The 26,277-nt window shown below is 60.4% G+C and carries 20 protein-coding genes and 1 pseudogene; 11 read left to right on the forward strand and 10 right to left on the reverse strand.

Going from position 1 to position 26,277, the window contains the following annotated elements; all coding sequences use genetic code 11:
• Nucleotides 1-10: 10 nt before the first annotated feature.
• The 3 genes from DT068_RS22640 to DT068_RS22650 are packed head-to-tail and all read right to left on the reverse strand — an operon-like array spanning nt 11 to nt 2,225.
• Nucleotides 11-550, reverse strand: a complete 540-nt coding sequence (locus tag DT068_RS22640) for a hypothetical protein (RefSeq protein WP_119392171.1) — start codon at nt 548-550, stop codon at nt 11-13.
• The gene (gene gspM, locus DT068_RS22645) at nt 547-1,131 is read right to left on the reverse strand and encodes a type II secretion system protein GspM (protein WP_119392172.1); all 585 of its coding nucleotides are present in this window, start codon (nt 1,129-1,131) and stop codon (nt 547-549) included. Before gspM ends, DT068_RS22640 begins: the two co-directional genes overlap by 4 nt.
• Nucleotides 1,128-2,225, reverse strand: coding sequence for a PilN domain-containing protein (locus DT068_RS22650; RefSeq protein WP_119392173.1), 1,098 nt, complete (start codon nt 2,223-2,225; stop codon nt 1,128-1,130). Before DT068_RS22650 ends, gspM begins: the two co-directional genes overlap by 4 nt.
• A 549-nt stretch (nt 2,226-2,774) precedes the next feature.
• On the opposite strand from DT068_RS22650, the gene DT068_RS22660 reads away from it, so the two are divergent.
• Complete coding sequence (locus DT068_RS22660) at nt 2,775-4,151, forward strand: IS5 family transposase (protein ID WP_119392175.1); 1,377 nt, start codon at nt 2,775-2,777, stop codon at nt 4,149-4,151.
• A 68-nt stretch (nt 4,152-4,219) separates the two neighbouring features.
• On the opposite strand, the gene DT068_RS22665 is transcribed toward DT068_RS22660, so the two are convergent.
• The 4 genes from DT068_RS22665 to DT068_RS28430 are packed head-to-tail and all read right to left on the reverse strand — an operon-like array spanning nt 4,220 to nt 9,838.
• Nucleotides 4,220-4,705, reverse strand: a complete 486-nt coding sequence (locus tag DT068_RS22665; protein ID WP_119392176.1) for a hypothetical protein — start codon at nt 4,703-4,705, stop codon at nt 4,220-4,222.
• Entirely contained in the window at nt 4,702-9,159 is a 4,458-nt protein-coding gene (locus DT068_RS22670; RefSeq protein ID WP_119392177.1) for an RHS repeat-associated core domain-containing protein, read from the reverse strand. The genes DT068_RS22665 and DT068_RS22670 overlap by 4 nt, the downstream gene beginning before the upstream one ends.
• A gap of 30 nt (nt 9,160-9,189) precedes the next feature.
• The gene (locus DT068_RS28145) at nt 9,190-9,516 is read right to left on the reverse strand and encodes a hypothetical protein (protein WP_162914385.1); all 327 of its coding nucleotides are present in this window, start codon (nt 9,514-9,516) and stop codon (nt 9,190-9,192) included.
• Between the two features lie 58 nt (nt 9,517-9,574).
• The gene (locus DT068_RS28430) at nt 9,575-9,838 is read right to left on the reverse strand and encodes a hypothetical protein (RefSeq protein WP_368905072.1); all 264 of its coding nucleotides are present in this window, start codon (nt 9,836-9,838) and stop codon (nt 9,575-9,577) included.
• A 12-nt stretch (nt 9,839-9,850) separates the two neighbouring features.
• Between DT068_RS28430 and DT068_RS22675 the strand changes: the two genes are divergently transcribed.
• The 5 genes from DT068_RS22675 (at nt 9,851) to DT068_RS22695 (ending at nt 14,210) form a co-directional block, all read left to right on the forward strand.
• Nucleotides 9,851-11,302: a GspE/PulE family protein gene (locus DT068_RS22675; RefSeq protein ID WP_438816452.1), complete on the forward strand. Its 1,452-nt coding sequence runs from the start codon at nt 9,851-9,853 to the stop codon at nt 11,300-11,302.
• A complete protein-coding gene (locus DT068_RS22680) occupies nt 11,302-12,516 on the forward strand; it encodes a type II secretion system F family protein (protein WP_119392179.1) in 1,215 nt (404 codons plus the stop codon). The genes DT068_RS22675 and DT068_RS22680 overlap by 1 nt, the downstream gene beginning before the upstream one ends.
• A complete protein-coding gene (locus DT068_RS22685) occupies nt 12,513-12,980 on the forward strand; it encodes a GspH/FimT family pseudopilin (RefSeq protein WP_119392274.1) in 468 nt (155 codons plus the stop codon). Before DT068_RS22680 ends, DT068_RS22685 begins: the two co-directional genes overlap by 4 nt.
• 232 nt (nt 12,981-13,212) lie before the next feature.
• Nucleotides 13,213-13,590, forward strand: a complete 378-nt coding sequence (locus tag DT068_RS22690; protein ID WP_162914386.1) for a type IV pilus modification PilV family protein — start codon at nt 13,213-13,215, stop codon at nt 13,588-13,590.
• A complete protein-coding gene (locus tag DT068_RS22695; RefSeq protein WP_119392181.1) occupies nt 13,587-14,210 on the forward strand; it encodes a hypothetical protein in 624 nt (207 codons plus the stop codon). Before DT068_RS22690 ends, DT068_RS22695 begins: the two co-directional genes overlap by 4 nt.
• A 25-nt stretch (nt 14,211-14,235) precedes the next feature.
• Here DT068_RS22695 and gspG read toward each other — a convergent pair whose 3' ends face one another.
• Both gspG and DT068_RS22705 read right to left on the reverse strand, forming a co-directional pair.
• Nucleotides 14,236-14,682 carry a type II secretion system major pseudopilin GspG gene (gene gspG / locus DT068_RS22700; RefSeq protein ID WP_368905036.1) on the reverse strand — a complete coding sequence of 149 codons (447 nt, stop codon included), beginning with the start codon at nt 14,680-14,682 and terminating at the stop codon, nt 14,236-14,238.
• A 13-nt stretch (nt 14,683-14,695) separates the two neighbouring features.
• The gene (locus DT068_RS22705) at nt 14,696-15,163 is read right to left on the reverse strand and encodes a prepilin peptidase (protein ID WP_162914387.1); all 468 of its coding nucleotides are present in this window, start codon (nt 15,161-15,163) and stop codon (nt 14,696-14,698) included.
• A gap of 46 nt (nt 15,164-15,209) precedes the next feature.
• Between DT068_RS22705 and DT068_RS22710 the strand changes: the two genes are divergently transcribed.
• Nucleotides 15,210-15,506 (forward strand): hypothetical protein, encoded by a 297-nt coding sequence (locus tag DT068_RS22710; RefSeq protein ID WP_162914388.1) that lies wholly within the window; start codon nt 15,210-15,212, stop codon nt 15,504-15,506.
• A gap of 214 nt (nt 15,507-15,720) precedes the next feature.
• Here DT068_RS22710 and DT068_RS22715 read toward each other — a convergent pair.
• Nucleotides 15,721-16,281: pseudogene (locus DT068_RS22715) on the reverse strand (transposase); the annotation flags it as partial.
• 478 nt (nt 16,282-16,759) lie between these two features.
• On the opposite strand from DT068_RS22715, the gene DT068_RS22720 reads away from it, so the two are divergent.
• The 4 genes from DT068_RS22720 (at nt 16,760) to DT068_RS22735 (ending at nt 26,156) form a co-directional block, all read left to right on the forward strand.
• Entirely contained in the window at nt 16,760-17,881 is a 1,122-nt protein-coding gene (locus DT068_RS22720) for a nucleotidyltransferase family protein (protein ID WP_119392185.1), read from the forward strand.
• Nucleotides 17,882-18,652: 771 nt separating this feature from the next.
• The gene (locus tag DT068_RS22725; protein ID WP_162914389.1) at nt 18,653-21,898 is read left to right on the forward strand and encodes an FG-GAP-like repeat-containing protein; all 3,246 of its coding nucleotides are present in this window, start codon (nt 18,653-18,655) and stop codon (nt 21,896-21,898) included.
• 50 nt (nt 21,899-21,948) lie between these two features.
• Entirely contained in the window at nt 21,949-25,539 is a 3,591-nt protein-coding gene (locus tag DT068_RS22730) for an RHS repeat domain-containing protein (protein ID WP_162914390.1), read from the forward strand.
• Nucleotides 25,540-25,817: 278 nt separating this feature from the next.
• A complete protein-coding gene (locus DT068_RS22735; protein WP_119392188.1) occupies nt 25,818-26,156 on the forward strand; it encodes a hypothetical protein in 339 nt (112 codons plus the stop codon).
• Nucleotides 26,157-26,277 lie beyond the last annotated feature (121 nt).

Raw genomic sequence — 26,277 nt, forward strand, 5'->3', positions numbered from 1 at the left:
GCAACACCAGCTAATTGGCTGATTTGTCCACATAAAGAGTCAGGGACGCGCGCTGCCCATTGGCTTCAAGGGCAATGCCCTGCTTGTCGATCTGCCTGATCGTCCAGCCCTCGACTGAGGATCCGGCGGCAAGCCATGTGCCTTGCGGCGCCGTGGGCGTCTGGATCAGGGCCAGACGGCGTTTATCGTCGATGAATATGCCCTTGAGGATCAGCGTTTCGGGTGAGGTAAGCTGCACCGGCGGCGGCTCGGCTATCGGCTGGACATCCGGTGGCTGATTCGCAACCGGCTCGGGTGGCCGGGGACCGGGCGGCTTGCGGGTGGGCGAGAAGAGGGGGCGCGCCAGGGTTTCGGGGAAGGTTTGGCCGGAGGCCGGAGGCTTGGCCGACAGGTCCAGCGTCTTGAGATCGGGCCTCCAGTCGGCGCTGGCCATGACCGTCTGATCGGCGATCGTCCCCGGCATCTGCCCGAATCCGACCCACAAGGAAAGACCGGCCAGTGCGAGGGCGGCAAGTGTGCCGATCTGGAGCTGGCGCTTTGCCGTCGTCATGGGCTCTTGCCCCTTTCGTCTGCCGGTGCCGGCAAGGCGGCCCAGACCTCGAGGCCGAAACTCAGCCTTATCGGGTCATAACGTGGGTCGCCGCCCGCCGGATCGGCCCGCAGATTCGCCTTCTCGATGATGAGCAGCGGCTGGGTGGCCTCGATGTCGGCCAGCGTGGCGTGAATGCCCTCGGCCCGGCCCATCATTTCGAGGTGGACGCCCACGAGAGTCAGGCCGGCCATCGTGCGCGGCTTCACATTGCTCGCCTGTATGACATCGACCACATGGCCCTGCGCCATGGCCTTGAGCTTCGCCTGCAAATTGGCGGCGGCAATCGCAGGGTCGGCATCGGGCAGGAACCAGCCGGCAAAGGCCGCGGCTGCCGGATCGGGCGCCTTGGTGTCGAGGCGGGCGCCATAGCGCGCAATGGCTTCGAACTTCGCCAGCTGGTCGCGCTTATCGGCAATTTCGGCGCGATTGCCCTGGTAGTTCACGACCAAGGCATAGAGAAGCAAGAGCGGCAGCGCAATGACCGCCAGAAGCAGGGCGACTGCCAGCAATTTGCGCGCCAGAGGAGAGAGGCTCGTCATGGTGCCGCGCTGCTCAATTGCTGGGCGCTGCTCAGCGTCAGGCGAATGATGAAGCGCGTGAGGTCGTTGCCCGGCAGCTTGGTCACGGGAGCCGTGAAGGAAACAGCCTCGAACAGAGGCGAGCCGTCGAGCAGGGGGATCAGCTCCTCAGGGCTGCGCGCATTGCCCTCGATCGTCACTTGCCGTTTCTCGATCGAGAGGCCTGAGACCCAGGCCGTGTCGGGGATGATGCGGGTCAGCTCCTCCCAGATCGCCAGCGGTGAGGGTCCATCGAACTTGGCCGTCTTGAGATCGAGGATGCGCTGCGAGGAGGATTCCATCACGCCCAGGTGCTTGCGGACCTCGACGGCCTTTTCTTGCGCGGCCTCAATGCGTTGGGCGAGATCTTTGAGCTCGCCCGCCTGCTGGTTGAACAGGCTGGCGGTAGCCGCCATGACTGCGAGCAAAGCGAGGATCGAGGCACCCGCGGCAAATTTTCGCCAGCGATTGATGCCGGGGTCGCCGATCAGGATGGTGGGATTGGCAAGGGATGTGGGGAGATAATGGCCTTCCGCCGATTTGGCATAGATGCCTGAGACCGGAATCTTCCAGCGGGTGAAAGCCTCCAGAAGCGGATTGACAGACGAGCGCTTGACCACCACCTGCACCACGGTCGTATGGGTCTCGCTGGCTGTTTCTTTGGTCTCGAACCAGCCGGTCAGGATGTCGGCCGCGGCAAAAGGCGTCACGCGGCTGAGCTCGAGGCCGAGCAGCTGATCGATGCGCGAGAGGCCAGCCTTGGGAACTTCCACACGGTGCAGGAAGCATTTCTCCACCGGCACGGCGAAAATGAACGGGCGGTTTGCGGCTGAAGACAAGGCGACCGGCGCGGCGTCCCCCGGCTGTGGCAGGAAAGCTCCAAGCAAGGTGCGGCGTTCGCCCTCCTTGTGCCGATCGATGTCGGTGACCTCGACCTGGTCACCGCTCAGGAGGATCTCGCGATAGGCCTTGAAACCCGGCACTTGCGCAACAGACCTGCGTGCGAAGAGGCCTTTAAGCTCCCGCGTCCACCAAATCCAGAAATCCGCAAGCCCGGCGCGCCACGACTGCAGCATGCTTCCCCCGACTCAGTGGCTCATTGTCTTTGGGGAACGGACTATCCACAAGCATTTCCGTGCGTCCGTTCACAGCCGCGTCGCCGCGTGTCAAACTTCCGCGTCATCAGGGGTTGATTCGGTGCAACAGGGGCAAGAACCGGGCATAGCCGATCGCTTTCTGGCCTTCCTGGGCGATCGTCGCATTCTCGATACGGCCGCGATCGGCTGCGTGCGGGGGCCATCGGCGCTACAATACAGCCTTTTCGCTTTCGCCAGCCTGTGTTCCATATTGATGATCTGGTCGTTTTGATCTAGCCCGTTTGTCAAATCGGCGAGCTGCTGCCACGTGGGATTAGGCGAAAGCCTCATAGTCTGCCGGACACGTACAGAGTCGACCGTGAACTATTCCCAAAGCCTTGTTGAGATTGAATGATCTGACGGTTGTGAGGTTTAGATTTTGCCGGAAAGCGGGTGTGCAAGGCCGGCTTTCTTGCAGATTCGATTAGGGATTCCGCGACTCAGCGAAGCGTGATTCTGTGCGCGCAGAGATAGACCCGAGGGATCGCCATGAAGCCACGCGAGCGCCGCGAGTCGGGGGAGCGGGATCTGTTCCGCGCCCGCCTCGACCAGATCATCAACATGAGCCACGAGCTGGTGAAGCTGGCGCGAGTGATCGATTGGCGGTTCATCGAAGAGAAGTGCGGCGAGGTCTATGCCGACGGCCCCGGCATGCCGCCCTTGCCGACAAGGCTGATGGCGGGCTTGGCGATCCTCAAGCACACATTCGATCTCTCTGACGAGGAGCTGTGCGCGCGCTGGGTCGAGAACCCGTATTTCCAGTATCTGTGCGGAGAGGAGTTCTTCTGCCACCAGCTGCCCTTCGATCGCTCGTCGATGACGCGCTGGCGCCAGCGCATGGGCGAAGAGAAGATCATCGCCCTGCTGCAGGAGAGCCTCGCTGTGGCGGTGAAGACGGGTGCGATGAAGCCGTCCGACACGCGCCGGGTGATCGTCGATACGACGGTCCAGCCCAAGAATGTGATGTTTCCGACCGACGCCAAGCTGATCAACCGGGCGCGCGAGAAGCTGGTGAAGCTGGCCCGCAAGCATGGCCTCGCTCTGCGCCAGTCGTATGTGCGGGTCGGCAAGTTCGCCTTGATCAAGCACCAGCGTTATGCCCACGCCAAACAGTTCAAGCGCGCCAACAAGGCGCTGCGCAAGCTCAAGACCTATCTCGGCCGCACCATTCGCGACATCACCCGCCGGATCGCCGGCGAGAGCGGGTTGAAGCCGGTCTTCGCCAGGCTGCTGCATCTGGCCGGCCGGGTGCTTGAGCAGAACCGCCACCAACGGGGGCGGAAGGTCTACAGCCTGCATGCGCCCGAGGTGGAGTGCATCCACCTTCGCTCTTCGAGCTTCGGTGGACAGGTCGGCAAGGGCAAACCGCACCGGCCTTACGAGTTCGGCGTCAAAGTCTCGGTGGCGACCACGCTCAAGCGCTCGAAGGGCGGCCAATTCGCGCTGCACGCCAAGGCACTGCCCGGCAATCCCTATGACGGACACACGCTGGCACAGGTCATTCCCGATATGGAAGCCGGCATCGGGACCGAGATCGAGCGCATCCTCGCCGATGCCGGATACAGAGGCCACAACGCTCCCTTGAGCCACAAGTTCAAGGTCTTCACTTCAGGCCAGAAGCGACGGATGACGCCCTCGATCAAGCGCGAGATGAGACGCAGAGCCGCCGTCGAGCCGGTCATCGGCCACATCAAGAACGAACATCGCATGGAGCGCAATTATCTCGCTCACCAGCACGGCGACGCCATCAACGCCATTCTCGCTGCTGCCGGCTACAACTTCAGCCTCCTGCTCAACTGGCTGAGGCTCCTTTTGCGCCTACTCATGGCGGCTCTCTTCTCCCAGTTCAGACCGATCGAAGCGTGAGATTAGGATTGTTCACGGTCAACTACAGAGTGATCGCGATCTCTTGTTACCTGACCGGGACGCAAGGCTCAACTGAACTCATCACCATGTTCCTCACGCTCAATGGAGCGAACAATACTCTCGTCTCTTTTCCCACCGTACTCTGTTTCAACAATGTCGAAGTTTTCGGTTACAACAGATTTAGGTGAACTGTAGTATTTCAAAGTGTAGATCAATCCGTCTACTGCCTCGATGGAGACAGTAACCGAGCGGTGACCATGTTTGAGTTTCATTTTAGCCAAGCGATAATCGTTGGGGACGGACATTCTTTCAACATTCTCACGCCAATGAAAGTCAATATGTGTCATTCGATCATCATGAAGACGTTGGACGTAAAAGAGAGAGGAAAGTTGCTTTCTCAATATCGCCTGGTCGCCCGGGCTTAGCTTTGCGGCGCTTACTTCTATCAACCTTAATTCGTAGGGCCGTAGCCACCATGTTCCGTCGCTGACCAAATATCCCCACGCGTCAACGAAGAGGCGAATTGGGTAGAAGATGGCTTTAAGTAAATTCATTGTCCATCATCGAAGTAGGATCCGGCCGCGCCACCTACTACCGCTCCCTTCAGCCAATCCGGACTCCGATCTAATTGCTGCAGACCATTTGGAAGTTTTCGACCCCAGCTGGCGTAGCCCGTGGGAAACCGAAAGGGGTCATGCTTAAAATGTCGCCAAGGTGTGGACATATTGATATTCAGGGGATGATTACTAAGCCATCTTGGAAGCCACGGCTTGAATGAAGCGGATGATGGACGAAAATATCTCGCCGGTAACGAGTGCGATTTCTCAAATGCCCATCCCAGTCTTCTGAATGGCATATACCAAAATCTCCCAAGCGCTCCTCCTGCTGCACCTACAGCGCCAGCGCGCAGATAGTCTTGCCATGTTGCGCATTCATTTAGAAGATACTCTAGGCCAATGCCAATGGCAGCTCCAGCGAGATAGGGGATCATCCAAGCATACCTGCCGTCTCGGTCGATATACATTAGCGGACTGCCTCCAACATACCCGTACATGTTCATTCCATCGACAAACCGCAGCGGATCAGGCTGCGTGTAGCGCCCAATGCTCGGATCATAATGGCGGTGCCAGTTGTAATGCAGCCCGCTTTCGATCTGGAACCACTGGCCGGGGAACCGGGCATCGAGTGACGCCGTGCCGGTGATGCTCTGCGGCGCGCCGAAGGGCAGCCACTTCGCCTGCCAGACCATGGCCTTGGTCGCGTCGCTCATGGCGGCCGGCCGCTTCAGGTGATCGACATGCACGAAGTATGTCACCGGGCTTGTCGCCACATCGCTCACCACCGCCACCGGCATGTCGTCGAGCCAGATATATTCGCGCAAGGTGGCGCCGGTCGCAGCATCGGCCTCGGCGATGAGCTGGCCCTGCCGGTCATAGATGTACTGAACCGTGCCGGTCGGGCCGACAGGCGCCGTCACGGTGCGCGAGACGAGCTGCTCCAGGGCATTGTACTGATAGGTCGCCCACAGGCTGCCGTTCTTCGTCACCGTCGCCAGGCGGTTCCGGGCATTATAGCCATAGGCCGTGACGTCCGACCCTTGCGTGTCGGTGATGATGTTGCCGGCATTGTCATGGGTGAAGCTGCGGGTGAGCACGCCATCGGTGAGAACGCCGGCGATGCGGTTCGAGCTGGCGGGATAGCCCTCATTGCGGGTCGTCGTGGTGCCGCCCTGGTCCAGGATCTCATAGGTGCGGTTGCCGACGCCATCATGATAATAGGTATAGTCGCCATAGGAGCTTGAGGCGTTCTGCAGGCGCCGGGTGGCCGAATACCAGAAGCTCTGGCTCTCCGCTGGCGTCACGTCATCTGCGATATCGGTGAGGTTGAGGTCATCGGTATAGCCATAGGAATGAGCCATGACGGTGCTGGCGCCGTCCTTGAGGCGCAGCGCGTCCAGCCAGTGATCGAGCGTGAGCTGCGCCTCGTAGGTCAGGCCATTGCCATAGGCGAAGCCGGTCACGAATTCCGACATCGGGCTGTAGCCGACTCCGCTGACGACCGTCTCGACCGGTGAAACCGCATCCTTCTTCGTCGTGATGGTGGAAACCTGGCCCAGCGCATTGCGCGTGATGGTCACCTGGCGGCCGGAGGGATAGGTGATCTGCGAGATACTGTCGGCGGCGTCATATTCATAGGAGACCGGGTAGGAATTGGCGCCAATGACGTGCGTGTCGCTGACCACATTGCCGCGCGCATCATGGATGAAAGCCATCGAGCCTGACTGGTCGCTGAGCGAGGTGAGATGGCCCACACCCTTATTGCCGGATGCCACGGAATCCCAGGTCCAGGTGATCGTCTCGCCGGCGGCGGAAGGGAAGCTGCGCGAGGTCTCGCGCCCCAGATTGTCATAGACAAAATTGGTGACGATGCCGCGCCCGTCCGTCATCTGGGTGATGAGGCCGCGCGCATCGCGCACATAGACGGTAGTGCCGGCATCGGGGCTCGCTTCCTGGATCGCCTCGCCGAAGCCGTTGCGGACATAGGAGGTGACCAGGCTGCGGGGGTCGGTATAGGTCGAAAGCCCGTCCCTCCCGTCGAGCCCATAGGAGATGGTCGAGGTGTCCTCGGTCGTCTCCTGGATCAGCCGTGACAGGGCATCATAAGCGTAGGAATAGACATTGCTGCGCGGATCGGTGACGGTTTTGAGATCGTCGGTCTTGTCATAGGTGAAGAGGGTCGTCTGGCTCGAGGCGCCGATGCTCTGCATGAGCCGGCCAAGCTCGTCGAAGACCTGCGTCTGCGCGAAGGTGACGGTGTTGGCCGGGTCCTTGATGCCGCGCGAGGTCACATTGCCCATCGCGTCATAGCCGAGCTCGATCTTCGATCCCGTATTGTCGGCAATGACGGTCACGCGCCTGGCGTCGCTATAGGTGTAATCGAGATAGGCGCCATTGGGCCGGGTGATGCGGGTGATATTGCTGTTGGCGTCATAGGTGAAGCTGGTTACCGCCTGCGCCGGCCCCGGATTGACGGTGACGGTCGCCAGACGGTTGCGGTCGTCATAGGTCATGACGGTATCGACACCATTGGCATCGCGCACTGTGAGCGGCTGGCCATTGGCGTTCTTGGCCATCACCTGCGTGACATGGCCCATCTCGTTGGTGATGGTGTCGACGAAGCCATTGGCGTCGTAGGCATAGGTCACCGTGTCGCCCGTGCCGGCGAGCGGACCGTCGGCGGCCAGCAACAGCCCTTGCGGTGAGTAGGTGTAAGTCCAGGCCCTGGTCTGCCCGCTGGTCGCGTAGGGCAGAGTATGGGGCGTCGTGTCGGTCTGGGTCAGGCTCGAGAGATTGCCGGCCGTGTCATAGACGAGATCGGTGGTCAGGCGGGGCTCGACGATCTGGGTCGGCTTGTTGAGGCTCGCATGCCAGGTGAGCGTAGTGGTGCGCGCCTCGGGCGTTCCGAAGCCTTCGACAATGGTCAGCGGCAGGCCGCGGCTGTTATTGGTATATTTGGTGATGCGGCCTTCGCCGTCGGTCGTCTGGTTGACAAAGCCCGCCGTGTCATAGGCATAGGACGTATCGGAGGCCGCGCAATTGGCCGACGAGACGCCCTCGACCTGCGTGATGCGCTGACGGCCTTGCACCATCTGGAAATGATAGATGGTCTGCTTGCCCAGCGGATTGGTGACGGTGCGGGTGTTGTTCACATCGTCATAGGCGAAACCATAGGTATCGGCGCCGCCGGCATGGCTGCTGGTCAGGACACGGCCCCTGTTGTCATAGGTCCAGGTCGCATACCGGACCCCGCGCTCGTCCGTAATGCCGGTCAGGGCATGCAGGAAGTTCGGATTCTCATAGTGATAGGTGACCCGGGGATTGTCGGTATCGACCAGCGGTGTGCTGTCTGGGAGGATGACCTCCTTGAGCATGTAGTTGAGGTCTTCATGCGGGGTGTCGACCGGATTCAGATATGTGTATTTGTAGACCTTGCCATCGGGCGCGGTCATGCTCGTCATCAGGCCGAGGCTGTCATAGGCGAATTGCAGGCTGCGGCCGAGATTGTCGGTGATGGAGGTATTGTTGATCCCGGTATAGGCCAGTGTCTGCGAATAGCCCGACTTGTAGCGGATCTCCTTGAGCAGGCCGTTCAGCTCATAGGCCCAGACATCGCCATTGGCATAGGTGACGAGCGCCTCGCTGCCGACGATATCGAAAGCGATGTCGATGTCGGTGCGTGGCGCCCTCCAGTCGACGCCCGAGAAAGCCACCCAGTTGAAATAGCCCGGCCGCCACTTGGCAAGCGAGGCGCTGTAGATGAAGGCGATTTCGTGGCCGCTGGGCATCAGCAGATGCGCGCGGTCCTTGTCGGCCGGGGCCGCCGGCGTTGCGCTCGTGAAGGCGAGGGCGCTGTCATATTTGCTTCGCCACGCCAGGCCCAGGCGCGAAGTGTCGATGCGCCTGGCGCTCGACGCGCCGATCGGGTACGTCACTGTCCGGTTGCCGAAATACTCGCGGACGAAATCGAGAGGCCGCGCGCCTTCGCTCGCATAGTCGGCCGCCGTCTCGGACTTTGTGCCCGTGCCGATGATGACGGGATTGCCCTCTTTCGGGTTGCAGCGGCCGGGCGGCTGATTGACGCCGCCACTGGGAATGCAGTAGCCGCTGACCTCGATATATTTGGAATAGGGCTTGCAGACCAGGCTCGACCGCCCGTCCCAGTTGATCCCGCCCGAACTGGTCCAGATGCAAATGCCGCGGCTAGGACTGGAAAGACGGCACGAATCGGCAATGTATCCCCTGGCATCCTCCAGGCTGTTCTTGGCGGTGATCAGGCCCAGCAGGGGCCCATCGCCGTTGATGTCGCGGGGGCTATTGATCGCATTCCAATAGGGCATGTTGGTATCCACAGCCCGCGATATGCCGGTGTGGAGAACGAGGAACGCGGCAAAGAGAGTTGCGAAGAGGATCGGATCGATCGAGGCGAAACGAATGAAGGTCCGGCGCATGCCCCCGCATCTCCCTGAAAGCCTGAGGCGTCAGGCATCGCATATCTTGCGCGCCGCATCCAGTCGGTGCATGGACTTTTCCACGCTTTCATTTTCGTTGCTGTGGCCGGAGCGAAACAATCTTCCGGTTGCGCAGCATTGCAATCCGGCAACGCCATGAATCTCCGATCTGAAATCCACGCAGGCGATCTTCATGAAATTGTTGCAGAGATGACATTGGCGGCTCGCAGGGCCGGTCTCGCAGGCCTCTGGTCCGACCAAAAGGGAATGGACATCGCATCCTGAAATTCCTGTCTGCCTGCGCGTCGATCGCATTCCGGTCATTCCGGCTGCAAAGCAATTTTCAGGTCGCGCCATCCACAGCCATTTCCTCCCGGCCGTTCACAGCCGGTTTGCCGCGTGTCAATGTAGAACCTCATGGCGGAAGGGCGCTGATTCGGTGCAACAGGGGCAAGAACCGGGCATAGCCGATCGCTTTCTGGCCTTCCTGGGCGATCGTCGCATTCTCGATACGGCCGCGATCGGCCGCGTGCGGGGGGCCATCGGCGCCACCAGGCAGCCCATCGATACGGTGCTTCTGGAGCTTGGTCTCTTGAATGAAACGAAGCTCGCGGAAAATCAGGCTGTCTTTCTGGGAATAAAGCGGGCGGAGCCAGACTCCTTTCCGGAAGACCTGCATCAGGACCCTTCCTTGCCTGTCGATTTTCTCAAGCGGGCCGAGATCGTGCCCCTGGCGGTCGGGCCGCGTCAGGTCGTCATCGCCACGGCACGCCCCTTCGAATCGGATGCGATAAGGGCGCTCGGCTTCTTCCTGGAGCGGCCCGTGGAGATGCAGGTCTCGACGGGCAGCGCGGTTGCCGCCTTCTTCAAGCGGGTCACGCAGCTCGACCGGGCGGAGGCGCCTGACCTGGCTGACGGGGCAGGCGTCGAGGCCAGCGCCATCGAGGACGATGTCGAGCGCCTGCGCGATGTGGCGCGCGAGGCCCCGGTCATCCGGCAGGTGAACCGCCTGATCGGACTTGCCGTCGAGCGGCGTGCCTCCGACATCCATGTCGAGCCGCTGGAAGACCAGGTCCGCGTGCGCTTCCGCATCGATGGCGCGCTGACCGCGGCGGAGTCCTTGCCCAAGGACATGCAGGCGGGCGTCATCTCGCGCATCAAGGTCATGGCCCGCCTCAATATCGCCGAGCAGCGCCTGCCGCAGGATGGCCGCATCAAGATCCCGGTGAAGGGCGATGAGATCGATCTGCGCGTCTCGACCGTGCCGACGCTCTATGGCGAAAGCGTCGTCCTGCGCATCCTCAACCGCGAGAATGTGGCGCTCGATTTCGCCTCGCTCGGCTTCTCGGCCGAGGCGATCGCGCGCCTGTCGCGTCTGATCGGGCAGCCGAACGGCATCCTGCTCGTCACCGGCCCCACCGGCAGCGGCAAGACGACCACGCTCTATGCCGCCCTTCGCCTGTTGAACCGCAGCGAGGCCAAGGTCTTCACCGTCGAGGATCCGATCGAATATCATCTCGACGGCATCAACCAGACGCATGTGCGCCCGCAGATCGGGCTCGATTTCGCCAATGTGCTGCGCTCGATCCTGCGCCAGGATCCCGATATCATCATGGTCGGCGAGATCAGGGACGGCGAGACGGCGTCGGTCGCCATCCAGGCCTCGCTCACCGGCCATCTCGTGCTCTCGACCCTGCATACGAACTCGGCCGCGGCCTCCATCACGCGGCTCCTCGATATGGGAGTAGAGGACTATCTCCTGGCCTCGTCCCTGCGGGCCATCCTGGCGCAACGGCTGGTGCGCAGGCTTTGCTCCTCCTGCAAGGTCGAGGTCGATGCGCCGGCGGGCGTGAATGCTCATCTCGCGCAGTCCGGCTCATCGGTCAGGCTCGGGCGCATTTTCGAGCCCAGAGGCTGTGCTCTCTGCGGGCATACCGGCTTTCGTGGCCGCACCACCATCTATGAGCTGCTCGAGATCGCGGGCGCTGTGCGCGATGCCGTTGTGCGACGGGTCGCCGATGGCGAGCTGGCCGAGCTTGCGCGCCGCAATGGCATGGTGTCTCTTTATGAATGCGGCATGGCGAAGGTCGCCGCGGGCGAGACATCGATCGATGAAGTCGTCAAAGCCACGTCCTCGCTCTGATGGCCGAGTTTCGCTACAGCGCATTCTCGCCGGCAGGCGACCAGGTCAGGGGCACGATCGAAGCGCCCTCCTTGGCCGATGCGCTGCGCCTCATACGCGACAAGGGCATCCTTCCTTATGAAACCGTCGAAGTGGCGGCGGGGCCGGCGCGCTCTTTCTGGCTGTCCTTGTCGCGCTCGCTGGGGCTTGCCGCGCGCGCCGGCCTGATGCGTGAGCTGGCCACACTCATCAAGGCCGATGTCAATATCGATCATGCCCTGCGCATCATGGTGGAGGGGGCGGGGTCCGGTGAAAATGGCAAGCTTCTGCGCCAGCTCGCCGAAAAAGTCACCGCCGGCCAGACGCTCTCTGCGGCGCTCGCCGCGGCGGCGGGCAGCTTCCGGCGCGATGAGATCGCCATGATCAGGGCGGGCGAACAGACGGGATCGCTTGCCGCCGTCCTGGCGCAGCTCGCCGCGTTTCTGGAGCGGCGGCTCGAGTTGCGCCACAAGCTCGTCTCCGCTCTCGTCTATCCGGCCCTGCTGCTGGTGATGGCCTTCATCTCGATCTTCATTATCGTCACCGTGCTCATCCCCAATATCATGCCGCTCTTCGAAGGCTCAGGCATGGATCTGCCTGTGATCATCTCCGTCCTCATCGGCATCATCGACTTCACCAAAGCCTTCTGGCCGCTGATCCTTCTTGGCCTCGCGGGCCTGGGAACGCTTCTTTATATGCTCGTGAAACGGGAGCCTTCGCGTCTTGCGATCGATCGGGCGCTGATTGGCATCCCATTCATCGGCGCCCATATCCGTAAGGCGGCGCTCGGCGCGATCTGCCGCACCGTCGCCACCTTGCTGCAGAGCGGCGTTCACTTGCAGCAGGCCATGGCGGCCGCGGTCGAGGTCGTCGGCAACCGGATCGCCAGGGAAGAGGTGAGAACGGCGCGCGAGCAGGTCATCCATGGCAGGCGCCTGTCGCAGGCGCTCAAGGCCGGCCGCATCTTCGATCCCGCCTCGGCGCGCATTCTGGCGCTTGGCGAGGAGACCAACCGGCTGGCCGAGATGCTGCTCCATATTGCCGAAAAGAGCGAGGCCGATGTGGCGCGCAGCACCGAGCGCTGGATGGCGCTCCTCACGCCGGTGATGACATTGGTGCTCGGCCTCATGATCGGCGGCCTCATCATGAGCGTGATGCAGGCGATATTGAACGTGAACGAGATCGCGGTCAGATGACGGCCGCTGATGCCAGGGACAAGCGAGCGGGCTTCACCTTGATGGAGATGCTGACCGTGCTTGGCATATTGGCGCTGGTCATGGTCGTTTCGCTGCCGCTGCTCAGGACATCGGGCTCGGGACGCACCTTCCGGGCCGAAGCACAGCAGATATCCGCCCTGTTGCGGCTGGCGCGCATCGACGCGGTGAGCGGCAGCAGGGAAACGCGTGTCACCGTTGACCTGAAGAGCCGGCGCATCGATTATCCGGCCCGCTCCAATGCGGTCATCCTGCCCCCCGAGACGGTTCTCCGGGTGAAGACGGCACGTGGAGAGATCCTCGACACCGATGCCGGCTTCCGCTTCATGCCGGGTGGCGGGGCCACCGGCGGCGCCATCGAGATCGAGCGCGACGGCAATCGGGCGACGATCGCCATCTCCTGGCTCACCGGCGCCGTCGCTATCGACTATGCGGGGAGGCAGTGATGTTGCGGGGGAGGCAAGTTGGCGAACTCAATCATCCTTCCCCCTTGCGGGGAAGGTGGCGAGCGAAGCGAGCCGGATGGGGGGCTTCGCCGCAGCCACGCATGCGCCGCCGGTTCGCGCGTGCTGCTTGCCGAGGCTTTCGGTGATGCCTTTTACTGCGATGACCACCCTTATCCGGCGCTTCGCGCCACCTTCCCCGCGCGAAGCGGGGGAAGGTGGGGATGCGGAAAGCGTGGGTGGCAGAGAAGACGGCTACTCGCTTCTCGAAGTGCTCGTCGCCTTCGTGATCCTTTCCGGCGCCGTGATCATGAGCTTCAGGATATTCGGCGATGGTCTGCGCCGGCTCGATGCGGCCGACCGGCAGATGGAGATGGTGGCGGTCGGGCAGGACCTCCTGTCGGACCTCCAGCTCAAGCCGGTTCTGCAGCCCGGCCGGATGTCGGGCGTGTCGCAAGGCTATGCCTGGACCATCATGCTGACACCCGCCGCCGATCAGGATCCCGCGCCCAATGCCCTTGCTCTTGTGCATGTGAGAGTGGAGGTGCGGCAGGAGGATGCTACGGTGCCGGGCTTTGATCTTGAAACCACGCTTCTGGCCCGCATCGAATGAGCGCCGCCCGGGATGGCGAGGAAGGCGCGACGCTGCTCGAGCTTCTGGTGGCGCTGGCGCTGCTGGCGCTTCTGTCGGTCTATGCCATCGGGGCCATCCGCTATCTGCGGAATTTCGAGCGGGTCCAGACGCTGATCGAGGAACGCTCCGCCGTCGAGGCGGTGCGCACGCATCTGCGCCGCGCCATTGAATCGATGCGGATAGTCTTTCTGATCAGGGACGGTGCCGATCCTCAATTGGCCTTCTCCGGCGGCAGGGGAGAGCTTGTCTTCGTGACACATGCCGACAACCGTCTCGAATATGGCGGGCTCTATCTGGTCCGCTTCTCGCTCAGGCAGGATGCCTCGGGCCGCAAGGACCTGGTCACCACAAGACGGGCCTTTCGGCCGCGCATGGACCCGAACGCTCCCGGCAATGACGCCCTGACGGTGCTGCCGGCGATCAGTTCCTTGTCCTTCAGTTACTTCGGCTCGCCGCAGGAAGGCATGAAGCCGCAGTGGTTTGCCGACTGGCCGCAAGGCAAGGTGCTGCCGCTGGCGGTCCGGATCGAGATCGGCTTCCCCGCGGACGACCAGCGGCGATTTCTGCGGCTCGATGTCCTGATCCCGGTGGCGAGGTGACCGGCCCCACCATCCGCAGCGGTGTCTACCAGCTGGTGATATCGGCATCCTCGCCGTCGCCATTCTCGCGGCCGTCGCGGCCAAGCGAGGAGATGTCGAAATCGCCATGCTGGCCGGGGCTTTGATAGAGATAGGGCTTGCCCCAGGGATCGATCAATCCGTCGCGCTGCTTGAGATAGGGGCCCTTCCAGGACGCGGCATTGGCGGGGGCCGTGAACAGGGCGTCGAGGCCGTCGCTGGCGGAAGGGTAGGAGCCGACATCGAGATAATAAAGCTCGAGCGCCCCTTCGATATTCCTGATCTGGGCGGTCGCCGTGTCGCTGCGCGCCTTGCCCAGATAGCGCACCACCTGGGGGGCGACGAGGGCGGCCAGCAGGGCGACGATGCCGAGGACGACCAGGAGCTCGGTCAAAGTGAAGCCCTCGGTGCCGTCCGGCCGCCGGGGCTTGCGGGAAGAGGGTAAGCGACTCATCATCCCTGCTGTTCTAGATCATGTTTTGCGGCTGCCAAATCCAGGCTGCGAGGAAACCCACAGCTAAATGAGGCCCGAAGGCAATGCGTTGCAAGGGCGAAGCGCCGCCGCCGCGATATGTGACGGCAATATGCCAGGCAAGCCCTGAAATGCTCGCGAAAAGAACGAGCCAGGGCAGGCCGAGGGGCCCAAGCCACAGAGTGGCGGCGGTGAGGAATTTGACATCGCCGAGGCCGAGGCCGGTCCGGCTGCGAAGGACGAAGTAGAGTTTTCTCAAGCCCAAGAAGAAAATCGCAACCGCCGCTGCCGCCAGCAGCCGGAGCGACAGGGTAGCGAGGCCTGTTTCAATAATGACATGGACAACGCCCAGAATGGCCAGAAGCAGGTTCAGCGAATCGGGTATGATCTGCCGGCGTGCATCGATCCAGGCAATGGGAAGCAATGTTGCGAGCAGTGCCAAGGTCCAGATGTAAGCAGGCATATTGCATGCTTGGCGCAAAGGCAAAACGGATGCAATGGGGGATAAAATGAGATTTTTCAGATCGGCGATGGTTCTGGGTCTTGTTGTGGGGTCGGCGCAGGCTGCCGGCGCCATGACGGTGCAGATCAGCAATGTCTCCGGCAAGTCGATTTCGGCGATCTATGCCACCCCCAAGGACGAGGCGACGCCTTCGACGACCAATGCCTTCAGCGGCGGCCAGCTTACCGTCGGCGGGGAGAACGGCCAATGTGTCTACACACTCGCTATCCAGTTCTCGGACAGCACGAGTGTCGAGCGCCCGGATGTCGATCTCTGCCAGACAGAGACGCTGATGGTGGAGTGACCTTCCGGATTACGAACCGCTACGACACAAGCGAAACCCGCCTGGTGGTTGGCAAGAGGATGTCTCGTGCCTGTGCCATTCGCTGTTGGGCGTGATGTTTTGCGGCGGGCACAGAGTTAATCCTGTGGCCAGGTTGAAAAGCTCGCGAATGGAAATGTTTTCCTTCTGAATCCCGGTGACCCAGCTGTAGTGCCGTTTTCTGCGATTAGCGCTCCTGACGCAGGTCGATCCCCACCCGCCTGGCCAGGCTCACCAGCTTCTCGCGTGCCCGGTTGATCAGCTTGGCATCGGTCGGAAACATCACGTTCTTGGGCTGGACTGTGGTGTCGACGATAACCCGGCGTGTATCGGAAGGCTTCATCGCCCCCGTCTTCACCGCCACTTGAAGGCTCTCCTGCAGTAGGCTCACCATCCGCTCCTCGCCCATGCGCTGGCGCCAGCGCGTTATCGAGGAGCGGTCGAAGGTGAGCTCGTGGCAGAAGAACTCCTCGCCGCAGAAATATTGGAAATACGGGTTCTCCACCCAGCGCGCGCACAGCTCCTCATCCGAGAGGTCGAATGTGTGCTTGAGGATCGCCAAGCCCGCCATCAGCCTTGTCGGCAAGGGCGGCATGCCGGGACCGTCACGGTAGGGCTCGCCGCACTTCTCTTCGATGAAGCTCCATGAAATCGTTCCCGCCAGCTTCACCAGCTCGTGGCTCATGTTGATGATCTGGTCGAGGCGGGAGTGGAACAGATCCTGCTCCCCCGTCTCGCGGCGCTCGCGTGGCTTCATGGCGATCCCTCAGGCCTATCTCTGCGCCCACAGAATCACGCTTCGCTGAGTTGCGGAATCCCTAATCGAATCTGCAAGAAAACTGCCACACAATCCGGGCTTTCCGGCAAAATCAAAACCTCACAACCGTCAGATCATTCAATCCCAACAAGGCCTTGGGAATAGTTCACGGTCGACGAGGTGTTAAGTGCATAGGGGCAGTCGCTGGGCTATTCGGCAGCCCGGACCGGGGCGGCAGGGTGGGGAAGCCTGTTTCAATAATGATATGGACAACGCCCGGAATGGCCAGGAGCAGATTCATCGAATCGGGTATGATCTGCCGGCGTGCTTCGATTCCGGCGATGGGGCAGCAGGACAGCAATAGTCAGGCTTAAGTTCCTCTATGAGAGCTATACTAATTTTGCAAATTTAGTATATCATCTTGATTTTTCAAAAGAATTATACTAGTTTCACGAAAATAGTATACTTGGACTCTCGCATGGCTCCGATCCGTCGTCTCGATATCACATACCAAACGATTTATTCTGAGTTGGCCCAGCGTAGCCTCGATGAAAGCTTTACCTCTGATTTTTCTGCGGAAGGCAGGTTTGTCGCCGTGGAGGTCAAAGACAAGAAGTATTGGTACTTCGATACCCCAAAGCCCGAAGGTACCGGTCAAGCCCGCCGCTATGTTGGTCCCGTAGACGATCCTGAAATCACCAAGAGAGTCGAGGCGTTCAAGGATATCAAAGCCAACCTGAAAGGGCGTCGCCGTCTCGTATCCTTATTGACGCGTGAGGCCCATCTGCCGCGTCCCCTGCCAATGGCGGGCCAAGTGGTGGAGGAACTCGGAAAGGCAGGCTTTTTCCGCCTACGCGGCGTACTCATCGGTACTATCGCATATCAATGTTATTCCGCCGTCCTCGGGAGTCGCCTCAACGCGGTTGCCATGCAAACCGGCGATGCTGACTTCGCGCAGTTCCACGAAATATCCGTAGCGGTTGGCGATTCCTTGCCTCCCATTCTTGAGGTGCTTCGACGAGTCGATACGACCTTTCGCGAAATCCCAAGCCAAATGGACAGTCGTGTTTCCGCGCAGTTCGTCTCTAGAGATAATTTCAAGGTCGAGTTTCTGACGCCAAATCGCGGATCCGACGACCAAGCGGGAAAACCTGTAACCATGCCAGCATTGGGCGGAGCGGCGGCATTTCCGTTGCGCTTTCTCGACTACCTGATCCATCAACCGATCCGTGCGGTCCTGTTGCACGGAGCAGGTGTGCCAGTGCTAATTCCATCGCCAGAGCGATATGCCATCCACAAACTGATCGTAGGATCTCGCCGAAAAGCCGATCGCGATCTGGTCACAAAAAGTCCAAAAGATCGGCTTCAGGCTAGATCAATCATCGAAGCAATGATCGCGAATCGTCAGCACGCCGAGCTCGCTTCCGCTTTCATGGAAGCCTGGGAACGTGGAGATCATTGGAGGGTTGCCATCCGCACAAGTGTCACGACCTATGATGAGGAGTTTCAGAATGTGTTCCGAAATGAACTTTCAAAGGGTGTGATTGAGCTTGGTCTTGACCCGGCGAACTATGATCTAGCCAGCAAGCCCATCGAATAAGGAAGTCTTATTTTTAAGAGCAAGAGAAGAGCTTTGCGGTCGTGGCTGAGACCAGCCGCAAGTGGAGCGAAGCGGAGCGCCGGTGCTGGGCCATTCGGCAGCCCGGACCGGAAGCCTGTTTCAATAATGACATGGACGGGAATGGCCAGGAGCCGATTCATCGAATCGGGTATGATCTGCCGGCGTGCTTCGATTCCGGCGATGGGGCAGCAGGACAGCAACCAGGAGCAGGGTTGAGATATAAGCCGGCATGAGGATGCTTGCGGCAACAGCAAAGCGGATGCGGCAGCGCTTGCCGTCAGGATCAGCAATGTCTCCGGCAAGACGATTTCGGCGATCTACGCCACGCCCAAAGACGAGGCGACGCCTTCGACGACCAACGCCTTCAGCGGCGGCCAGCTTGCCGTCGCCTCCGAGACGGGCTGGTGCGTCTACACGCTTGCGATCGAGTTCTCGGACAGCACCGGAATCGAGCGGCCTGATGTCGGCCTCTGCCAGACCGAGACCCTGATGGTGGAGTGAGGCCCGGGGAGCTTTTGCCGGTTAAGTCCTTTCGGGGAAGTGCGAATCCCGATTGGCCCGTGAGCCGAATTCCTCTCCAGTTTCTAGGAAACAACGGACAAGCCTCGAATGCTTTCCAGTTTGTAACTTGACTCTTGCGAATCAAGTTTGAGTTGAGTCAGTTTGCCTGTTGCAACAGCTTGATCGGGGGCGGCTATGATGCGGCGGCTGGGTGTTTTTGCGCTTGATTTGTGTGGAATTGCCGGAGCGATGGCATCTCAGGGCGTCGCTCGTGGTGGCTTGCGCCGGTGGGCTGTGGGTTTTCTGGCGATTGCGACGGCGCAGATTGCCTGTCCTTCACTTCAGCCCCGGGCCGCGGAGCTTGTCGGCGCCACGGCCGGGGAGTTAGGCGTTTCGCCTTCGGGATCGGCGAGCTATTCGATCCCGATCGCGGTGCCGGCCGGCACCACTGGTCTCCAGCCCAAGATCACGCTGCAATATGACAGCCTTGCCGGCAATGGGCCGGCCGGCATGGGCTGGTCGATCGGCGGGCTCTCGGCCATCGGCCGCTGCCCCACCTCGTATAATCTCGATGGCACAGCAGCTGGCTCGCCGGGCATCGATCCGGTCGATTATGACGCCAATGACAAATACTGCCTGAACGGGCAGCGCCTTGTGCCGGTGTCGGGCACCTATGGCGCCGATGGCACCGAATACCGCACCACCCAGGACGAGTTCTCCCGCATCGTGTCCTATGGCGCCGCCGGCTCCGGGCCGCAATGGTTCAAAATCTGGCGCAAGAGCGGCGAGATCATGGAGTTCGGCAATACGGCCGATTCGCGGATCGAGGCGCTGGGGCGCAGCGATGTCTTCGTCTGGGCGATCAACAAGCTCTCGGACACGGTCGGGAACTATGAGACTTTCACCTACACCGAAGACACGACCAATGGTGGCTATCGCATTGCGCGCATCGACTATACCGGCAACGACGCGCAGGGCCTTGCTCCCTATAACCATGTCGAGTTCATCTATGCGGCGCGTGGCGATGTGATGCGGAGCTGGCAGGCGGGGTCGAAGATGGTGCTCGACCAGCGGCTGACCAATATCAAGGTCTATGCCGACAGCACCCTCTATCGCGACTATCAGCTCGCCTATGAGACGACGCCGCCCTTGAGCGGCCGGTCGCGCCTGGTCAGCGTCACGGAATGCGCCACCGACACGGCGACGAGCAGTCTCGACTGCTTCCCGGCCACCACGTTCCAGTGGTCGCAGGACGGACAGGCAGGCCTCACGACATCGATCCTGACCGGCACTCAGGGCATCCACTCGGCGCTTGAGTTTTTTACCGTTGGCGCCTCGGGTGATTTCAATGGCGACGGGCTGACGGATATTTATCTCTTTCGAGCCGACGAGGATGGCAGGAAGTATAATGGCTGGCCGCCCTTTATTCCTGCTCTCCCTGACAGGGTATGGCTCACGACATCCACCGGAACATTCCAGGAAGTTGTCATCCCGGTTGCGGACAGTTTGCCGACCTACAACATCGTTGCCGCTTCGGGTGATTTCAACGGCGATGGGCTGACCGATTTCTACAGTTATCGCGCCCAGCAAGATGGTCAGAAATCGGGGTCAAGCGCCGACTTCGTCGCGATCAGCAATGGCAACGGCACCTTCACTCGCGTGACGCTGACTACAGCCAATAGCGCGGTTGATTCGACCAAGATTCTGGCCTCGGGCGACTTCAACGCCGATGGGCTGATGGACCTGTTTCTGATGCGCACCGATGGAGGCAGCTATCAGATCAAGACCACGGGGCAGTTGCCCTATGTGCTGATGGGTCAGCCGACCGGCGCGCTGCAGAAGGTTGTCATCAACACAGCCGCCGGCATCAATATCGCCAATTATGACAATTACGCAATTCCGACGACAGGCGACTTCAACGGTGATGGCCTCACCGACATGTATGTGTTCCGGTCCGACAAGAAGCTGCGCAAGGCTGCCGCCAGTACCGCCGATCATTTCTGGATTGCCAAGTGGGCTCCCAATGGGAGCACAGGCACCCTGACATTCCAGGATGTGACCTTGCCTGCCGCGCAGAGCGTGGCGAATGGCAAAGGCATCGGCAGTTCCGGCGACTACAATGGTGACGGCCTGACCGACTTCTATGTCTTCACGATGGATGCCGAGGGGCAGGGGTTGGGCAATCTCCAGGATGCCACCTGGATCTCGAAGGGCGATTTCACATTCGAAGTCGTCACCGGGCTTTCGGGCGGATCACAGGTTCCGGATGAATACCGGCTTGCGGCCTCGGGTGACTTCACGGGCGACGGCCTGACCGACCACTATCTGATGCGGACGCAGGAGGGGAATCCGCCGCAATCGGACGGTAACGCCAATGATTACATCGTGAAGAGCTTGGGCGATGGGCATTTTCAAAAGGTCAGCCTGGCAGGCGCGCCCGGCATCGGCGGGTCGGGGGATTACGATCTCGACATCAAAGTGACCGGCGACTTCAATGGCGATGGTCTGCTCGATCTTTATCTCTATTATGCGGAAGCGCATGGCCGGGCGAAGGCGAATGCCAATGACAGGTTCTTTCTCTCTTCCTGGAAGTTCCCTGACCAGCTTGTCGGTGTGACGAACGGCCTGGGCCTGTCGACGAAGCTTGCCTACAAGCCTTTGACGGATACGACGGTCTACACGAAGGGCACGGGCTCGACCTATCCGGTGCAGGAGGTGATCGCGCCGCGCTATGTGGTGTCGGAGGTTCGGGCCGATAACGGCATCGGGGCTGAGAACAGCCAGACTTACAAATATGAAGCGCTGCGCACGCATGCGAACGACATCGGCAATCTGGGCTTTGCCAAGACGAAGATCACCGATGCGGCGAAGAACATCGTGACCGAGTCGGTCTACAGCCAGGATTGGGCCAATGACCGGCAGGGGATGCTCACCTCGAGCAAGACGCTGGCGCCGGCACCTTACAATGTGACCTTGTCGGAGCAGACGATCACCTGGGCTTCCGCCTCGGGCACCACGGTCGATGGCACGCCGTTGAAGTTCCGCTACTCGCCCTCGAGCACGACGGTCAGGAAAGACCTCAACGGCACGCTTCTGGGCACGGTGACGGAGACGACGGCCTATGATGATGGGGCCGGGAACTACTTCGCCAATTACGGCTTCCCGCGCCAGGTGACGGTGGCGACGGTCGATCCGGGCGGGTCGATCACCTACACCAAGACGACGACCAACAGCTACACGCATGATGCGGCGAACTGGCGTCTGGGCCGACTGACAGGGGCTTCGGTGCTGCACCAGGAGACGGGCAAGCCGTCGATCACGCGGACCTCGTCCTTCACCTATGATGCGGGAACCGGGCTCATCACCTCGGAGACGGTCGAGCCGGGCAGCCCGCTCTTCCACACCAAGACCTATGGCTATAACGGCTTCGGGGCGGTCACGTCGCTGACCGAGACCTGGGGAGCTGAGAATGCCGCCAGCATCCGGGCGCCATAGCCATGATGATGCGGGACGGGGCGACTTCACTCAATCTCGGGGGACGAGAGATGGCTCTCATTGTTGGGCTGCGCGGGCGGCTGGCTGGTCTTTTGCGTCGCAGGCTCAGGCCGGCCGGAACAATCGCGGCGCTCGCCGGGGCGGCGCTCATCTGGGCATCGCTCTTCTCCGCCAGCCCGGCGTTGGCCGATGTGACGGCCACGTCACGGGTCACGACCTACACCTATGATGCCCGCGGCCGCTACAAGACCTCCGAGACCAATCCCTTAAGCCAGGGCCAGACGACCAATTATGACCCGGTGACGGGCGTGGTGACGTCGACCACCGGCCCCAACAACCTCACCACCAACTGGCCGGCGCAGGATGCCTTCGGCCGGCCGATGCGCGAGAACCGGGCGGATGGCACCTATACGACGACGGAGCGCTTCCGCTGCGGCGGCGGGGTCGCATGCCCCGCCAATGCGATCCTGAAGCTCGTCACCAGGACCTGGGGGTCCGACAACACCATCGTCGCCCCCACCCAGACGGTCTATCAGGACAAGCTCTATCGCGAGGTGAGGAAGAGCACGCTCTCGCTCAATGGCACGGAAGTGCATGCCGACACGGTCTATGATGCGCAAGGCCACACGGCGCAGAAGTCGGAGCCCTTCTTTGAAGGAGCGGTCACCATCTACTGGACGACGATTCAGTATGACCTGCTGGACCGCCCGGTCCTGACGACAAGGCCCGACACCGGCACCCAGTCGGTCGCCTATAACGGCCTCACCGAGACCAGCACCAATGAGCTCAGCCAGACCAAGAGCGTCACCAGGGACGCGATGGGCCGGGAGTTAAGGGTGGTGGACGATCTCGGCACCGCGGTGGTCTATGCCTATGACGCGATCGGCCAGATGACCTCCTATGGCATCGATGGCGAGGCGGGAACGGCAAGCTCGTTCCAATACGATATCCGCGGCAACAAGATCTCCGACACCGATCCCGACAAAGGCACCTGGACCTATAGCTACAATGCCCTGGGGCAGATCGCGTCCCAGACCGATGCCAGGGGCCAGGTCACGGTGATGACCTATGACCTTCTGGGCCGCATGCTGACCCGGATCGATGATGCCTTAGCCGCCAATCCGGGAGACCGCACGGCGAGCTGGGCCTATGACACGGCCCCGATGGGAAGCGGGGGAGGGGTCGCCAAGGGCAAGCTCGCCTCGGTGTCGATGCCCGGCTATTCGGCGTCTTACACCTATGACGCTCTCCTGCGCGGCAAGGACGTCACCGAGACGATCGAGGGCACCCCCTATGTGATGTCGACCGCCTATGATGCGGGCTCACGCCCGCTCTCGGTCACCTATCCCTCGGGCCTCTCGGTCCAGAATGTCTATAACGCGCAAGGCTATCTGACCCAGGTCATCAACCCGGCGACGCTCGCCCCCTACTGGACCGCCCAGGCCGATGATGCCAGGGGCAACATCACCCAGTTCCAGCTCGGCAATGGCGTCACCACCACCAAGGCCTATGACGCGCAGAGGGGCTGGCTCAAATCGATCGCCAGCGAGAACGCGTCCGGCACGCTGATCCAGAACCTCACCTACACCTTCAACAAGCTGGGCAACCTCACCAAGCGGGCGGATGGCGAGTTCGGCTCCAATCCGCTGATCGAGACCATCACCTATGACGATCTCAACCGGCTGACCCGGAGCGACACAACGCAATCCGGCTCGGGCGCCTGGAGCTCCTCCGTCACCGTCGTCTATGACACGCTGGGCAATATCACGTCCAAGTCCGATATCGGCGCCTATACCTATGGCGAGGCCCACACGGCCTGCGGCGGCAGCGTCATCCCCGGCCGGCATGCCGTCACCACGGTGGCGGGCGAGAAGAACGCCACCTATTGCTATGACGCCAATGGCAACATGACCTCGGGCGACGGGCGCAGCATCGCCTATGGCGCCTCCGACATGGTGACCAGCATCACCCGGGGCTCTGCCACCGTCACCTTCACCTATGGACCGGAAAGATCCCGCACCAAGCGGGTGGATGCCGACAGCTCCGGCATCACCACCACTTGGTATATCGGCGGCAAGGCCTATGAGAAGATCGAGAAGCCCGACGCCTCGCTCGAGACCAAGCATTACATTGGCGACTTCGCCATCATCACCGAGCGCACGGCGATGGGCACGACGACGAAGACCACCGCCTATGTCTTGGACGATCACTTAGGATCGATCGATGCTTTGACCGACGAGACAGGCGCCCTCATCCAGAAGATGAGCTTCGATGCCTGGGGCAAGCGCCGCGAGACGACCTGGATGGCGATGTCCAATCCTTACGTCTTCACCAGCCTCATCACCACCAGGGGCTTCACCGGGCATGAGCAGATCGACACGGTGGGCCTCGTCCATATGAACGGGCGCGTCTATGACCCGGAGATCGGAAGGTTCATCTCGGCCGATCCCATGGTTCAGGACCTCTCCAACAGCCAGAGCCTCAACCGCTACACCTATGTGCTGAACAACCCGCTGTCGATGACCGACCCGACCGGCTTCTTCTTTGGCTCGATCTTCAAGGCCATCGGCAACTTCATATCGAAGGTGTTCAATGCGATTGCCTCCGCATTCAAGGCGATACTCAAGATACCGCTCATCAGAGCGGCGATACAGATCATAGGATGTGGAGGGACCGGACCGGTCGGGGTTGCGATATGTGCAGGCGTCACTGGAGCGCTCACAATCCTTAGCGGCGGGAGCATAGGTGACGCCTTGCAAGCCATGGCGTTCACTGTCGCAAGTGCTGGGATATGGAGCGGTGTTGGCAACATTACCCACGGGCTCGCAGGAGTCATGGGCGTAGCTGAGGGGGTCATGAATGGCGCACGTGCCGCCTTTGCTGTCGTCAAGAGTGTAATTCATGGTGTCGTTGGCGGCGCTCTGTCCATGGTCCAAGGTGGTTCATTCATGGATGGATTTGTCGCCAATGCTGCTGGCGCTGCTGCTGGTGTTATGTCGGAAGGCGTGTTTGGCCCATCTGGTGATGGCAATCTGCAAGGTGCAATTGGAAGAATAGCGACCACAGCAGTCGCTGGTGGCACTGCATCAGTTCTCACCGGTGGTAAGTTCGCTAATGCGGCGATCACCGCGGCTTTCGCTCAAATGTGGAATGGAGAGAGTATAGCCTACAAGCAAAAGACGATTTATGCCGTTGTTCATCTCGGTCCTGGGGCAGACCCAATCGGGCATGCGTTTGTTGTCTTCGAGGACGGTAATGGCGGTCAATCAGGCTATGGCTTCTGGCCGGATGTGGAATGGGATGTGAGTAACGCGTTGACCTTCGGTACTGGCGGCGATCTCAAAGGGCACGTCTTAAATGAAAAAACCGTCACGGGATATTTGCCAGACTTCTACGAATGGATGGCCACAGGTAAAGATCCTAGAGGTGGCGTTTTCGCCTACAGAAGGTTTACGGTCTCGGCTAGTCAATATGACGACGCCATGAATGTCGTTACGGGATGGAACAAACCATATAGTATCAAGTGCATGTGTGGCACATTTACTCAGCAGGTCATCGGTGCTGCTGGTTATTCGATCGGGGGTAAAGGAGTTGAAGCGCGTCCGACGACACTATATCGCGAATTCACTGGATCTAAGTGAAACCACTCGGGCATGGCCGGGACAAAAAATGCTAATTGAAGGCCTATTCGCAGACGAATGCCGACAGTCATGGTGGCTGCCGCTTTCTATGTTATAATCTGTTATGACTTAAGAAGCGGTGAGTGCTTTGATGACGCATCACTAAGATGCCCGTAACTCCAAGGGAACAGGGTAGAAGAGGCTGTTTGCCAAAAAGTGGGTAGGAGGCTCAGGTGGAGAAAATATGGTTGTTCGCAGCGCTCCTACCACTTGTAGGTGTCGGGCCAATGGAGAATGGCATGAATTTCCATGAATACTCTTGCAGAAGCAACTCTGAGTTTGATCGGGTGATTGTTATATTTAAGAGTCAATCTGGTGAAACACGGACCATAACCTTCACGGGCGAAATAAAGGCTTTATTGATTGAAGCAAGGGAGTTGCGAGGTGTTTTGGACTGGCGGGATACGAAGGCCATACATCTTCGTTCGAGCAAAAACAGCGACGAAATATTTTTGTCGGTTGAATACGCAAAACAAAACGGCGATATCAAAATATTTGAAGGTGGCTATGTGAGCACGGATTGTTTGAGCAATATACTGAGTAGGTTTGAATCAAGGATAAAGTTTATTCGGTCTTAAGGTAAGAGCTGGCCTGGAGAATCTTGACAGTCCGATAAGTGGATTTTCTGCCTGACAGCGGATTTTCAGTGACAGTGCATTCAATTGATCAACGTTTCGCGTTTCGGTGACAGTGCATTTA

Source organism: Taklimakanibacter lacteus (assembly GCA_003576695.1).
GTDB classification, from domain to species: Bacteria; Pseudomonadota; Alphaproteobacteria; order Rhizobiales; family Aestuariivirgaceae; genus Taklimakanibacter; species Taklimakanibacter lacteus.